Source organism: Microbacterium shimangi (assembly GCF_043556445.1).
GTDB lineage: Bacteria > Actinomycetota > Actinomycetes > Actinomycetales > Microbacteriaceae > Microbacterium.
Window position 1 is genome coordinate 1,134,399 of the sequence record NZ_JBIGII010000004.1, and the last position, 13,087, is coordinate 1,147,485.

At 67.3% G+C, this 13,087-nt stretch carries 15 protein-coding genes and 1 tRNA gene; 6 read left to right on the plus strand and 10 right to left on the minus strand.

Translation table 11 applies throughout. The features are described from left to right. Nucleotides 1–4 precede the first annotated feature (4 nt). Complete coding sequence (locus ACFXQA_RS12480) at nucleotides 5–910, plus strand: PucR family transcriptional regulator (protein WP_394520169.1); 906 nt, start codon at nucleotides 5–7, stop codon at nucleotides 908–910. A 10-nt stretch (nucleotides 911–920) separates the two neighbouring features. Beyond that, nucleotides 921–1,955: a Dyp-type peroxidase gene (locus ACFXQA_RS12485; protein WP_394520170.1), complete on the plus strand. Its 1,035-nt coding sequence runs from the start codon at nucleotides 921–923 to the stop codon at nucleotides 1,953–1,955. A 16-nt stretch (nucleotides 1,956–1,971) separates the two neighbouring features. On the opposite strand, the gene ACFXQA_RS12490 is transcribed toward ACFXQA_RS12485, so the two are convergent. Next, nucleotides 1,972–2,574 (minus strand): TetR/AcrR family transcriptional regulator, encoded by a 603-nt coding sequence (locus tag ACFXQA_RS12490; RefSeq protein WP_394520171.1) that lies wholly within the window; start codon nucleotides 2,572–2,574, stop codon nucleotides 1,972–1,974. A gap of 155 nt (nucleotides 2,575–2,729) precedes the next feature. Here ACFXQA_RS12490 and ACFXQA_RS12495 point away from each other — a divergent pair, with 155 nt between their 5' ends. Further along, nucleotides 2,730–3,641: a helix-turn-helix domain-containing protein gene (locus ACFXQA_RS12495; protein WP_394520172.1), complete on the plus strand. Its 912-nt coding sequence runs from the start codon at nucleotides 2,730–2,732 to the stop codon at nucleotides 3,639–3,641. Here ACFXQA_RS12495 and ACFXQA_RS12500 read toward each other — a convergent pair. From ACFXQA_RS12500 to ACFXQA_RS12510, 3 genes are all read right to left on the minus strand, one after another. Next, the gene (locus tag ACFXQA_RS12500; RefSeq protein WP_394520173.1) at nucleotides 3,536–4,075 is read right to left on the minus strand and encodes an MmyB family transcriptional regulator; all 540 of its coding nucleotides are present in this window, start codon (nucleotides 4,073–4,075) and stop codon (nucleotides 3,536–3,538) included. The two genes, ACFXQA_RS12495 and ACFXQA_RS12500, sit on opposite strands and share 106 nt — an antisense overlap. 71 nt (nucleotides 4,076–4,146) lie before the next feature. Further along, entirely contained in the window at nucleotides 4,147–5,172 is a 1,026-nt protein-coding gene (locus tag ACFXQA_RS12505; protein WP_394520174.1) for a GlxA family transcriptional regulator, read from the minus strand. 50 nt (nucleotides 5,173–5,222) lie between these two features. Beyond that, a complete protein-coding gene (locus ACFXQA_RS12510; RefSeq protein WP_394520175.1) occupies nucleotides 5,223–5,423 on the minus strand; it encodes a hypothetical protein in 201 nt (66 codons plus the stop codon). A gap of 381 nt (nucleotides 5,424–5,804) precedes the next feature. On the opposite strand from ACFXQA_RS12510, the gene ACFXQA_RS12515 reads away from it, so the two are divergent. After that, nucleotides 5,805–6,023, plus strand: a complete 219-nt coding sequence (locus ACFXQA_RS12515) for a hypothetical protein (protein ID WP_394520176.1) — start codon at nucleotides 5,805–5,807, stop codon at nucleotides 6,021–6,023. A 246-nt stretch (nucleotides 6,024–6,269) separates the two neighbouring features. Here ACFXQA_RS12515 and ACFXQA_RS12520 read toward each other — a convergent pair. Both ACFXQA_RS12520 and ACFXQA_RS12525 read right to left on the minus strand, forming a co-directional pair. Further along, a tRNA-Pro gene (locus ACFXQA_RS12520) sits at nucleotides 6,270–6,343 on the minus strand. A 26-nt stretch (nucleotides 6,344–6,369) separates the two neighbouring features. After that, the gene (locus ACFXQA_RS12525) at nucleotides 6,370–7,560 is read right to left on the minus strand and encodes a low temperature requirement protein A (RefSeq protein ID WP_394520177.1); all 1,191 of its coding nucleotides are present in this window, start codon (nucleotides 7,558–7,560) and stop codon (nucleotides 6,370–6,372) included. 67 nt (nucleotides 7,561–7,627) lie between these two features. On the opposite strand from ACFXQA_RS12525, the gene ACFXQA_RS12530 reads away from it, so the two are divergent. Both ACFXQA_RS12530 and ACFXQA_RS12535 read left to right on the plus strand, forming a co-directional pair. Next, entirely contained in the window at nucleotides 7,628–8,317 is a 690-nt protein-coding gene (locus ACFXQA_RS12530) for a lysoplasmalogenase family protein (RefSeq protein ID WP_394520178.1), read from the plus strand. Then, nucleotides 8,314–8,691, plus strand: a complete 378-nt coding sequence (locus ACFXQA_RS12535) for an RNA-binding S4 domain-containing protein (protein ID WP_394520179.1) — start codon at nucleotides 8,314–8,316, stop codon at nucleotides 8,689–8,691. The genes ACFXQA_RS12530 and ACFXQA_RS12535 overlap by 4 nt, the downstream gene beginning before the upstream one ends. A gap of 96 nt (nucleotides 8,692–8,787) precedes the next feature. Here the strand turns inward: ACFXQA_RS12535 and ACFXQA_RS12540 are convergent, their stop codons facing one another. From ACFXQA_RS12540 to ACFXQA_RS12555, 4 genes are read right to left on the minus strand one after another with little or no spacing between them, the layout of a single operon-like run. Further along, entirely contained in the window at nucleotides 8,788–9,687 is a 900-nt protein-coding gene (locus ACFXQA_RS12540) for an NUDIX domain-containing protein (RefSeq protein WP_394520180.1), read from the minus strand. Nucleotides 9,688–9,717: 30 nt separating this feature from the next. Further along, entirely contained in the window at nucleotides 9,718–11,241 is a 1,524-nt protein-coding gene (gene der, locus ACFXQA_RS12545) for a ribosome biogenesis GTPase Der (RefSeq protein ID WP_394520181.1), read from the minus strand. Continuing rightward, nucleotides 11,231–11,932 carry a (d)CMP kinase gene (gene cmk, locus ACFXQA_RS12550; RefSeq protein WP_394520182.1) on the minus strand — a complete coding sequence of 234 codons (702 nt, stop codon included), beginning with the start codon at nucleotides 11,930–11,932 and terminating at the stop codon, nucleotides 11,231–11,233. The genes der and cmk overlap by 11 nt, the downstream gene beginning before the upstream one ends. Further along, nucleotides 11,925–13,058, minus strand: coding sequence for a prephenate dehydrogenase (locus tag ACFXQA_RS12555; RefSeq protein ID WP_394520183.1), 1,134 nt, complete (start codon nucleotides 13,056–13,058; stop codon nucleotides 11,925–11,927). The genes cmk and ACFXQA_RS12555 overlap by 8 nt, the downstream gene beginning before the upstream one ends. Nucleotides 13,059–13,087 lie beyond the last annotated feature (29 nt).

The following is a 13,087-nucleotide window of genomic DNA, read 5'->3' on the forward strand; positions in this document are numbered from 1 at the left end:
CCCCGTGAACGCCAGCCCGAGTACCCTCGAACCCGACGAACCACCCAGTGGTGAATTCACCCCCCGAGCGTCCCTCGTCGCCCAGCTCCTCGAACCCGACCCCGACCGACGCCGAGGTGCGCTGGCCGCCGCCCGAAACCGACGGTGGATCGACCTCTACAACGAGGTCACCGTCCGAGCAGTGATCGTCGACGGAGATCCGTCTTCACTTCGCGAATTCGAACACGCATTAACGGTGACGGGGCGCTCTCATACCCTCGTCATCGACGATGGCGACGCGTTCCTCCTTCTCACCTCCCCGCAGCGGACTGAGATCGACATCGAAGAGTGGACCCGAACTGTGGCCGCGCGTGCTGGCGTGACGGTCGTGGCGCCGATAGGGTCCGCCGTGCTGGGCGCGGACGAGGACGACCTGCAGCGCGCCGCCGAAGATGCCCGCGCCACCACGGAACTCCTCAGGCTGATGGGTGGGGACGCCGTGGGAACCACGCGCGCAGAAGATCTCGGCATGTGGCGCCTGCTCCACGGTATGACTGGCTCACCGGAATTGGTCGCCGCCGCTTCACCCGCAGCTGACGAACTGTGGCACGCACCCGACCAGATGCGACGGATCACCGTCGAGGCATACCTGGATGCGGGATGCAGCGTCGTCGTCGCGTGCCGTGCGCTGTTCATCCATCGCACCACCTTGTATTACCGGCTGGAGAGCATGTCAGACACCGTGAGTGAAGCGCTGGCCGATGGGATGCAGCGGAGCACCCTGCACCTGGGCTTGAAGCTCCTACATCTCTCGGACAGCCCGAAACGGTCCGACAATGCCACTGTGAACACACCCGCCGGCGGTACCGCCACCATTACCCCGCTGTGGACTCGACAGGCGTCGAAGCGGTTCCCGCATTCGATGCCCTAGCTTCATGGACATGAGTGGCACTCCCTCCCGACGCGTTCCCATCGAGGCCCAAGCAGTCGACGCACCCCTCACCTCCAGCGCGACGTTCCTGGTGCTGACTGTGAACGCAGGAGTGGACGCTGCGACCACCGTCCGGAGCGTCATCAGCGGAATCGACGACATCATCAAGAACGTGGGATTCCGTGACCTCGATGGCCAGTTGTCCTGCACTGTCGCCATCGGATCGCAGGTCTGGCCGCGCCTCACCACGCAGACCCGTCCGCCAGGCCTTCATCCGTTCAAAGAGTTCTCCGGCGCGAAACACACGGCGCCCAGCACCCCCGGCGATCTGCTGTTCCATATTCGTGCGAACCGCCAAGACCTCGCCTTCGAGTTCGAGCGCCAGCTCCTCACCGCCCTCGGGGATGCGGTGACCGTCGTCGACGAGACGACCGGCTTCCGGTACTTCGACGTGCGCGACCTACTCGGATTCGTCGACGGTACGGCGAACCCCGTCGGCAATGCCCTCGCTGAATCGACTCTTATCGGCGACGAAGACCCCGGAAACGCGGGGGGCAGCTACGTCGTCGTCCAGAAATACCTTCACACGCTCGACCAGTGGGAGTCGCTGACCACCGAGCAGCAAGAAGCCATCATCGGCCGGAAGAAGGCGAACAACGTCGAGCTTGACGATGCCGAAACGGGCCAGAAGTCGCACAAGACGCTGTCCACCATCGTGGTCGACGGGGTGGAACACGACATCCTCCGCGACAACATGCCCTTCGGTAGCCCCGGCACGTCCTCGTTCGGTACCTACTTCATCGGCTACTCACGCTACCTGTGGGTCATCGAGAAGATGCTCGAGCGCATGTTCATCGGCGACCCGCCGGGGCTCTATGACCGACTTCTGGACTTCTCCCAAGCGGTAACCGGCTGCACGTTCTTCGCCCCGTCTGCGGACTTTCTCAGCGGTCTCGCCGACGATCCGACACCGCAACCCCCAGCCGGACCGATGTCGTTGGACACTTACCTCGGTGTGGGTGACCCCCAATCGGCATCGGCCTAGCGCCGCGAACCTTCCCTTATGCCGCGCGCATGCGCGATGCCAGGTCACGGTTTGCAGCCACAATCTCTTCGAGACGCATCACAGACGCACCCGTCCTGCTCAGGTGGATCAGCCCCTGCGAGACAAGAAGGAGGTGTGCTGCCAGCGGGCGGACACCTTCCGCTCCAAGGCGGATCTCCCCGGACTCTGCACTTTCAGACACTCTCGCCGCGAGAGCATCTTCCATCCGCGAGTTTGCGCGGTCACCGATAGCGAGAACCTCCGGAAAACGGGAGCCGAGCTCGACGATGCTGTTGAGCATCAAGCACCCACGCCGGTCCTCTCGGCCGGTGCAGTCACGCGCGATCTCGGTGAGGTAGTTCTCCACCGCGTCCTCAAAGACCCCATCGTGGCTCGCGATGATTTCGTCGACCACGTCCACCCGGCTATCGCAGTACCTTTCGAACACGGCGACGAACAAGCCGAGCTTGCTCTTGTAGGCGCCGTAGATGCTGCCGTTGCCTACGCCCGCGGCGGCGGCTATGTCCTCGATAGAGGTCCGCTCGTATCCATTCGTCCAGAACAGCTCCTGGGCAGCGTCGAATAGCGCTTGCTCGTCGAAGCTCCGTGGGCGGGCCATGGCACCAAATGTAGCGGCAGACGAACCAGCGGTGAGCAAGAGAATCATCATGGCCAGATTCGGCGCAGGTATGGCCAGACTCCCCCTCACCGTTGCAGTAACGATGCCTCCAGAATGTGTGCAACGGAAACTGAGATGTGTCGAAGGGTGGGGTCGTGGCGGCAAACGGACCGCTCTCGGAGTTCCTCACCGCGCGCCGCGAGCAACTCCAACCGGAGGTTGTCGGGCTTCAGCGTGAACGTGGCCGACGAGTCGCCGGGCTTCGCCGGTCAGAGGTCGCAGACCTCGCGGGCATCAGCGTCGACTATTACCTGCGGCTCGAGCAGGGACGCGATCGCCAACCATCCACTCAAGTGTTGGCAGCGTTGAGCCGTGCCCTGCGGCTCGACCGTGTCGCGGACACCTACCTGCACCGCATCGTCCAGTCGTCGGGCGGCCGCCGACGTGCCCCTCAACCCGCGACGCTCGAGGATGCGGAATCGATTCTTCGCACGTGGGGGGACGCGCCTGCCTATATAACTGACGCACATCACGACATCGTTGCGGTCAACCGGGCTGCGGTCGCCGTCGCACCAGACCATCTATGCACGGGACGGAACCTTCTACTCAACGTTTTCGCCGGTTCTGAGAGTGCCCACAACGACGAGATGTGGAACGACACCGCGAGGCTCCTCGTGGCAGCTTTGCGATACCAGTCCGACCCATCCAGCCCTCGACTCCGCGAGATCCTCGGCACCCTCTCTGTTGAACACCGGAAATTTCGACAGCTCTGGTCTCGTCACGAAGCTTTCCCGCAGACCACGGGGACGACAAAGAGCAACATCGCTGGACACGGCTGGGTCGATCTGCGTTGGCGGACCCTTGACGTCCCCGGCGAGGTGGGGCATTTCGTCACCACGCTCTACGCCGATGCCGGGTCCCCGGGCGCGGCGGCGCTCGCCAGCATCAGAGACGACGCTGGCTACGTGCCCGCGCTGCGGCCGTTGTCGATGATTGATGCGAGCGCTTCTAGCTTCTCGGCGTTGTCCGAGTCGACACCGAACAAGAGCATTAAAGCCTCGGCCTGAGAGTCATCGAGCCACTCTTCCCGATAGAGGAGGGTCAGATCGCCGACCTCGGTGTCAAGAAATGTGGCAACACCCTGCCGTGCTGGAGGTGCTTCGTCAGCCCACGCCTCGGAGAACGCGGCGCTGGTCGCGGAGAGCTCACCGACGATGCGGCGAAACGGACCGTCCCCCTGATGGTTGTCGAGGGACTCGCGCAGCATGGCGGCGATCTGGCTCGTCGCCGCATCCCAGCCAGATGCACCGGCACAGTCGGCGGACTCGATGAAGGCGTACCGCGCGAGATTCACTCCTTCGGCGAAGCCGGGTGAGAGCGACCGTGCCAGAGCATTCGATACGAGGACGCTGAGGTGTCGATCCCTGACCAGAGCGGGTACGCGTTCTAGCGAATCCACGCGAGCGCGCAAAGAATCAGGGTCACGGCGGTCATCGCTCATGCTCCAAAGCTACTTTCCTGACCGGGCCTGGAGGGTGGCCCTCGAAGGGACACCATCACCCGGCCGCAGGGTCAGGTATTCAGTGGCTCCGCGATCCCGTCACCCGTGGTCTGGAATCGCTTCTGGTAATCCGATGGCGTAGTGCCGTAGCGGGCCGCGAACGCGCGACGGAACGCAACGGTGCTGGTGTAGCCGGCGACGTCGGCCGTTTCGGCGACCGCCCGCCCCTCCTCGAGCAGGCCAAGTGCGAAATCCAACCGCATCGACCCGGCGTATTCAATGGGCGTCATGCCCAGTTCGTCACGGATGACTCGGTTCAAGTGACGGATGCTGACGTTGGCGTGCTCAGCCAGGTCGCGTAGCGATGTTGGCCGTGCAGGGTCGCTCGCGACGTAGTCGGCCACGGCGCGCGCGACGCTGGTCCGCGGGGGGCTCACGCGCACGGAGGCAGAGAACTGTGATTGGCCGCCTGAGCGGCGCATGTAGACCAGCAGAAGCTGGGCTACAGACCGCGCGATGTCAGCGCCGTAATCGTCCTCCACGATGGCCAGGGCGAGGTCGATGCCGGCCGCGACGCCCGCCGAGGAGTAGACGTTGCCGTCTCGAACGAAAATGGAGTCCGGTCGTACATTCACGGCCGGGAACGACGCGGCAAGAGCGTCGGTGAACTTCCAGTGCGTGGTCGCCGACTTTCCGTCCAGGAGGCCGGTGCTGGCGAGTGCGAATGCGCCGCTGCAGATCGAGGCGATCTTTGTGGCGCGGCCGGCGAGAGCAAGGATCGCACCGCGGAGTGCGGGGTCGTCGTAGACGGCGGGAGCGTATTCGCTTCCCGGGATGATCACGAGGTCTAAAGCATCGGCACCTGCTGCCGGCCCATCGACGCCCACCCGAAGCCCCATCGACGTCGTCACATCGTTGCCGTCGGGAGAGAAGAAGAGGGTTTCGTATCCGTCAACGCGTTGGTTCGCCTCCGTGAACACCTCGGCAGGGCCGATGAAGTCGAGGGCTTTCACTCGGTCGAAGAGCAAGATGCCGACGCGCTTTGGCGAGCTGGTAGCTGTAAGAACGTCGGTTCGCGAGCCATCACGCCTGGTCACGGTTCATCCTCCAATGCGCCCGCGCGGGCGCAGCCCTCGAGTGAAGACAATCAGTAGTCTTCGCGAGCCTCCGTCTCGATGTCGAGACCTGTCTCGTCCTCTGCCCACGCCGCCAGGGCGGAGCGAAGTTGACGATGCAACCACTCGGCACTGACCCCCACATCACCCTCGTCGATGGACGCGAGCTGCGCGATTCGCTCGTCGACTGTTCCGCTCAGGTCCGGCAGGCGAAGGTCGTCTGATCCAGTCACGCCACTCCTCGGTGCCCGGTTGTTAGACGTCACCGAGACGACGGACGCCGCGGGCCGGACTTGCTGTCACCTTATGAGAAAGCGCCCGGGGCGTCTTCGGCTTTTGTCGAAGGCATCGAGTCTGGGCGGCAGGATACTCCTCACCGGAGCAGACCTCGATCCTTCGCGGTGAGCGATGATCTCGCCGGCCGCCGGAATTGCCGACTCCGGGCGCCACATGGGCTGCACAACGCCGACCAGCGTGGGGGCCGGATTCACGACAGATGTCTGACAGACGCGATGGCGGTCAGCTCTAGCGTTATCGCGGATACACGGTGCCGTCGCCTCTCACTTTGGCAAGAAGCACCGGCCCGGAAAAGAGCGCCGACAGAGGGGAAACGCATGACCTTCGAACCGACCTTTCAGGAGCTCAGCGAGGCCGCTGCAGAACTCCCCGACATGATCACCGAGGAATCGCACCTCCCCGAGGATGTGGACAGTGACCTCAGCGGCGCGATCGAAGCGTCGAGGGCAGACGAGGCTGTCATCGAGGGATCGTTCGCGAGAGGTCTCACGACGAGCACCATGGCCGCCGACGACCTACCGCCCCTCGGCGCCTGACGCAGGCTCAGCCCACCAGACGGAGAACACGAGAGGCTCCCGCAACAGCAGGAGCCTCTCGTGTTCTCCGGCTTTTCGAGACAGTGTGCAGTCAGTTCTGCCGAAAGCCCGTTCCGTCGAGACGCGCCCTACCGCCACTCCCCGCCCCGCTTCGCGGGACTCGGAGCCTCGGGCGGCAGGGGCCTACTGTGCCCCCTCGGTGAACGCGAAAGGGCCGGCCATTCGGCCGACCCTTTTCGCGTTCCGTCGGGATGACAGGATTCGAACCTGCGACCCCTTGACCCCCAGTCAAGTGCGCTACCAAGCTGCGCCACATCCCGGAACTGCCCGCACGCGGACAACTCCACTATCCTACCCGCTCCCCCAGGGCGCCGCGAACGCGTCGCGCTCCGTCGACCTCGAGCGCGATCACAACAGCGACCATCACGACCGCGGCCACCGCGTACTCACCGAGCGGAAGCAGCCCCGCCGCGACCACGACCACCACCGTGACGAGAACGATGCCCGAGACCCACGGCGCGATCCGCCGGCGCAGCAGCACTGCCCAGACCACCACGAGGAAGACCGCGAGCGGCACCGTCAAAGCGAGTCCGGCGACAGCATCCGACACCTCCGTGTGCCCGGTGATCTCGTCGATCTCGACCTCCACACCGGCAGACACGGCGCCGACCGCCGCGAAGATCGCGTAGTGGGGGTATCCGAAAGCGAAGCCCCGACGCGCCTTCGACAGCCGGTCGTGCTGTTCGCGGGCGTAGTAGATCCACCAGATCGCGGCCGTGATGACGAGTCCGGATGCTGCCAGCCCCACCAGATCGGCGACGTGCTCACCCTCGGCGAGCGCGTCGATCAGGGCGTTCGACGACGCGAGCAGGCTTTCTCCGAGCAGCAGCAACGTGAACAGGCCGAAGCGCTCGGCGATATGGTGCGGGTGCCACGGGGTTCTCCCCCGCGCCTCGGCGAACACGGGCACGGCGACCTCGAACACCATCAGTGCGAAGAAGGTCACGAGCAGCAGCGTCTGATCGGTCAGGGCGAGCCGCGCGACCCACAGCACCTGAACGAGAGCGATACCCCCGGCGAATCGGAGGGCGGTCGGACGAGAAGCGGGATCGGATGCCGCGAGCCGCAGCCACTGCGCCACCATCGCGAGTCTCATGATCACGTAGCCGATGGTTACGAGCGTGTAGTCGGAGTCGACCATCGCCGCGTGCACGCCCGCCGCCAGGACGAGGACTCCCGCCATCTGCACGATCGTCGTGACCCGGTACAGCCAGTCGTCGGTGTCGAACGCCGATGCGAACCAGGTGAAGTTCATCCAGGCCCACCACACCGAGAAGAACACCATCAGGTAGGCCAGAACGCCCTGCCCGACGTGGTCTTCGCTGATCAGGTGATGGAGTTTGCTGGATGCTTGCGAGATCGCGACCACGAACACGAGGTCGAACAGAAGCTCGAGCGGGCTCGCCACCCGGCCCGGCGCGTCGGTGTCGCGCGCGACCATCCGCCGCAGGCCCATTCGAGAGATCGCGTCGGTCACGAGTCGATTATGTCGGCAGCCGGGCGCCGACCGCCCCGCCTACGATGGAGCGAACCCGGAGGACGCCATGCACGAACCACGAGCGATGACGCTGCCGGTCTGGGCGTGGGGTTTCGCCCCCTACGCGGTGATCTCGCTGGTGCACGTGATCGCCCTCGCCGTGTCGGCCGATGCGCTCGCCGGGCCGACCAAACTGCTCCTCATGCCCGCACTCGCGATCGCCGTGCTGTGGGCCGGCCGCGGCACCTCGTGGGGGCGCCCGTTCACCCTGCTGTTCCTCGCGCTCGCCTTCTCGTGGCTGGGCGATGGCGCGGCGACGTTCTTTCCGTTCGCCCCGGAACTGCCGGTGATGCTCGGATGCTTCGGGCTCGCGCACCTCGCCTACATCTGGCTGTTCGCCCGCGTGCTCCCCACGCGCCGCCTCCCCGCCTGGACGCTCATCTACGCCCTCTGGTGGGTTGTACTGCTCGTCGCGCTGTGGCCGCGGCTCGGAGCGCTCACCGTCGCCGTCGCCATCTACGGCGTGGTCTTGGCCGGCACGGCGGCAACGGCCGCGCGCACCTACCGGGTGATCGCGGTGGGTGCGGCGTTCTTCCTCGCCTCCGACACGCTGCTGGCCTTCCGTCTGTTCACCCCCGAGGCGATGCCGCCCTGGACGAGCCCGCTCGTGATGCTGACCTACACGCTCGGGCAGGGACTCATCGCCGCGGGCGTCGTCGTCGCGGTCCGTTTGCGCGAACGAATGGGTACCCCGTGACCGGCACGTCGGCGCGGGTCGACGCCTGGCTCTGGGCCGTACGCGTGTACAAGACCCGTTCGCTCGCGACGGCCGCCTGCCGGGCCGGGCACGTGCGGGTCAACGGCGAGAAGGCGAAGGCCGCCCAGCAGGTGCGCCCCGGCGACGAGCTGCGCGTGCGGGTCGCGGGGTTTGACAGGATTCTGGCCGTTCGCGAACCGATCGTGAAACGAGTCGGCGCGGTGCAAGCTGCCGTCGCGGCTGAGGATCGCACCCCGCCCCCACCCCCGCGCGAGAGCACGCCGTTCGTTCCCGTGCGCGATCGCGGTGCGGGTCGTCCGACCAAGCGCGATCGTCGCGACATCGAGAAGCTGCGCGGACGCGACCTCGAGTAGGCCTCGTCCAAACCCTTCGACAGGCTCAGGGACCGCCCTGGTGCCGGGACCGGCCTGCCGCTGCCGCGGTCGCTGAGCTTGTCGAAGCGTCCGCGGCTAGGCGAGAAGGTCGAGCAGCCAGCCCGCGCCGTGCACGGTGGCGCCGAGGGCGCGAACCCGCTCGGCGAGACCGCGATCGCTCGTCACCACGACGGCGGCCGTCGGATCGGCGAGCGCCCCGGTCTGCGCCACGATCTCGTCGTCGCCGGATGCTGCCGCTCGAACGATGACGACGCCCTCGGGATCAGCATCCACCGCCTTCGCCTGTCCTTCGACGACGGCGACGAACGGTGTGAACCACCGTGTGCCGCCGAGGCTGAGTGCCGACGCGGGTACCCCCGACGCGGCGAGCGTTCCGATGCGCTCGAGCAACCGGTCTGCGGCGCCCGCGCGATCACGCCACCACCCGTCGGGCACGGAGCCCATGACGTTCGCGACGTCGACGACCACTACGGGCCGGGTCTCGAGCAGGGGCCGCAGCATCGTCCACGATTCAGCGAACGACGGGTGCAGCGGCAGACGGTCGACCTCGGCGACGGGAACCCAGGCGAGCGCACGGCTCTCGGGGTCGCTGATGACGGGCTCGAAGGGCACGACCACGTCGCCGACCAGGGTGGTGTAGCTCCACACCTCGAGATCGAGCACGCTGACGAACCGGGGGGCGATGACCCCGGCCGGAACCCCGGCCTCTTCGGCTGACTCGCGCAGCGCGGCGTCGTGGGCGGATTCTCCCTGGTGCCGGGCTCCCCCGGGCAGCGCCCACGTGTCGCCGTGGTGACTCCACGACACGCGGTGCTGCAGCAGCACGCCCCGATCAGGGTCGATCGCAAGCAGCCCCGCCGCCCCGAAACGCCCCCAGTAACGCTCGCCCGTGGGTGTCTCGACCCACGCGTCGCCGGGATCGCGCGGCCCGTGGGGGCGGCGCGGCTCACCGGGTGCGGGCGGCACGATGCTCATCTTCTCAGCCTGTCACACCGCCCGCCACGCTCAGCGCTGGCGACGCTCGCGTACTCGCATGTTGAGCACGATCGGGGTGCCGTCGAACGGGTAGATCTCGCGCAGGCGACGCTGGATGAACCGGCGGTACCCCGCATCGAGGAAGCCCGTCGTGAACAGCACGAAAGTCGGCGGTCGGGTCGAGGCCTGGGTGCCGAAGAGGATGCGGGGCTGCTTGCCGCCGCGCAGCGGGTGCGGGTGCTCGGCGACCAGCTCGGCGAGGAACGCGTTGAACTTCCCGGTCGGGATGCGGTAGTCCCACGACTCCAGCGCCGTCTCGAGGGCGGGCACGAGCTTGTCGAGGTGGCGTCCGGTGCGTGCCGAGATGTTGACGCGGGGCGCCCACGCGACGTGCGCGAGGTCTTGTTCGATCTCGCGCTCGAGGTAACGCCGACGGTCGACGTTCTCCATCTCGGGGGTGTTCATGAGGTCCCACTTGTTGAACGCGAGCACCAGCGCGCGCCCCGAGTCGAGAACGAGGTCGATGATGCGCACGTCCTGCTCGCTCAGCGACTGCGACACGTCGAGCACCACGACGGCGACTTCGGCCTTCTCGAGCGCGGTCGCGGTGCGCAGCGAGGCGTAGAAGTCGGCACCCTGCTGCAGGTGCACGCGGCGGCGGATGCCGGCGGTGTCGACGAGGCGCCACACCTTTCCACCGAGCTCGACGATCTCGTCGACCGGGTCGCGGGTGGTTCCGGCGAGCTCGTTGACGACGACGCGTTCTTCGCCGGCGGCCTTGTTCAGCAGCGACGACTTTCCGACGTTCGGGCGCCCGAGGATCGCGACGCGACGCGGGCCGCCGATCTCGTGACCGGGAACGGACGAGACGGTCGGCAGCACCTTCATCACGGCGTCGAGCAGGTCGGCGACCCCGCGTCCGTGGATGGCCGAAACCGGGTGCGGCTCACCGAGGCCGAGACTCCACAGTGCGGTGGCTTCGGATTCGTGACGTGCGTCATCGACCTTGTTCGCGACGAGGAAGACCGGCTTGCCGCTCCGGCGCAGAAGTCGAACGACCTGCTCGTCGGTGGAGGTGGCCCCCACCATCGCGTCGACGACGAACATGACGACGTCGCACAGCTCGATCGCGACCTCTGCCTGCAGGGCCACCGACTTGTCGATGCCCCGCGCGTCGGGCTCCCAGCCGCCGGTGTCGACGAGCGAGTACCGGCGCCCGGCCCACTCGGCCTTGTAGGTCACCCGGTCGCGGGTCACGCCCGGGGTGTCTTCGACCACGGCCTCGCGGCGGCCGATGATGCGGTTGACGAGCGCTGACTTGCCCACGTTCGGTCGGCCCACGATCGCGACGACCGGAAGCCCCGGCAGGTACTCGATGCTGTCGCCGCCGGCGGTGATGCCGGCGAGCAGCTCGGCGTCTTCTTCGTCGAGGTCGAAATCATCGAGGCTCGCCCGCAGCGCGATCGCGCGCTGTTCGGCGAGTTCCTCGTCGAGGTTCGCCATCTTCTCGTCGAGCTGGTCGGGACCGCCCTCGTACTCTTCTTCATCGCCCATGGTGGGCTCCCATCTTCTGATCGACGACCTCGAGCACGGCGGAGACCGTCTGCTCGAAGTCCAAGTGCGTGGAATCGACGACGCTCACGCCGTCGGCTGCCGTCTGAAAATCGACGACGGTGGAATCGGATGCGTCGCGCTGACGCAGTGCGTCGGCGACGGCCGCAGCATCCTGCCCCTCCAGCTCCGCGCTGCGCCGTGCGGCGCGCACCTCGGGCGAGGCGGTGAGGAGGATGCGCACGGGCGCATCGGGGGCGACGACCGTGGTGATGTCCCGGCCCTCGACGACGACGCCCGGTCGGCCCGACTGCGCGACGAGCGAGCGGAAAAGCGCGTTCAGGCCCTCGCGCACACGCGAGATGCGAGCGACTCCGCTGACCGCAGCCGTCACGCGCGGCGCGCGGATCGCGTCGGCGACGTCGGTGCCGCTGACGGCGATGGCGAAGTGCGACGGGTCGAGCGAGATCGTCACGTCGAACGATTCGAAGGCCGACAGCGCCGCGGTGGAGTCAGCCGTGTCGCGATCGTCCTCGAGGATCGACCAGGCGAGAGCCCGGTAGACGGCTCCGGTGTCGAGGTAGCCGTAGCCCAGCCGGGCAGCGACCCCCTTCGAGATGCTCGACTTGCCGCTGCCGGCGGGGCCGTCGATCGCGACCACGGCGGTCTCGTCGAAGACACGCGGATCAGTCATTGGTGATGCTCGCAATCCGCCAGCCCCGCGCCTGGAGACCCTCCGAAGCGCGGTGGACGGCATCGGGGACGACGCTGATCTCGGCGAGCCCGAAAGGCGCTCCCGGAGAGTGCTCGAGTCGCAGGTCTTCGACGTTGACCGACAGTTCGCCGAGCTCGCCGAACAGGCGCCCGAGTTGCCCCGCGGTGTCGTCGACCATGACGACGATGCTTTCGAAGCGGCGGTTCTGTCCGTGCTTGCCGGGCAGACGCTCGACACCGTCGTTGCCGCGTCGGATCACGTCGGCCACGGCGCGGCGAGCGCCGGGCGCGTCGGGTTCGCGCAGCGCCCCGGCCACGTGGGCGAGGTCGGTCGACAGCTTGTCGAGGATGTCGACGACGGATGCGGCGTTCGCACCCAGAATCTGCACCCACAGCTCGGGAGCCGAGGCGGCGATCCGAGTCGTGTCGCGCACGCCCTGCCCGGCGAGCCGGAGCGAACCGTCAGGGGCGTCGACGAATCGGCCGGCGAGCAGGCTCGCCACCAGTTGCGGGACGTGCGAGACGAGCGCGACGGAGCGGTCGTGCTCTTCGGGGGTCATCTCGACCGGTGTCGCGCCGAGATCGAGGGCGAGCGCCTCGACGAGGGCGAGGTCGGCCGGGGAGGTATCGGTGTCGCGGCACACGACCCACGGGCGGCCGACGAAGATGTCTGCGCGTGCAGAGATGGCACCACCGCGCTCACGACCGGCGAGCGGGTGCGACCCGATGTAGCGGGTCAGGTCGACGCCGCGCGAGCGCAGTGCGCGCAGCGGCTCGAGCTTCACGCTGGCGACGTCGGTCACGACGGCTTGCGGGTGGTCTTCGAGCTCGCGCGCGATGACGTCGGCGGTCACGTCGGGGGGCACGGCGACGACGACGAGGGTCGGCGCGTCATCGGCGCGGGGCAGGCGGCCGGCGCCGTAGTCGACGGCGAGACGCAGCTGGGCGGGAGACGTGTCGTCGAGCGCCACATCGACGCCGAGCGCCGTGAGCGCATGGCCGACGCTGGCTCCGAGCAGGCCCGCGCCGACGACACGCACGGTGCCGTGCACCCGCGACGCCAACGGCGCCGGGGTGCGTCCGGACGACGCAGTCGAATCGGTCACGAGGTCTCCTGATCACCCGCCGTTAGGCC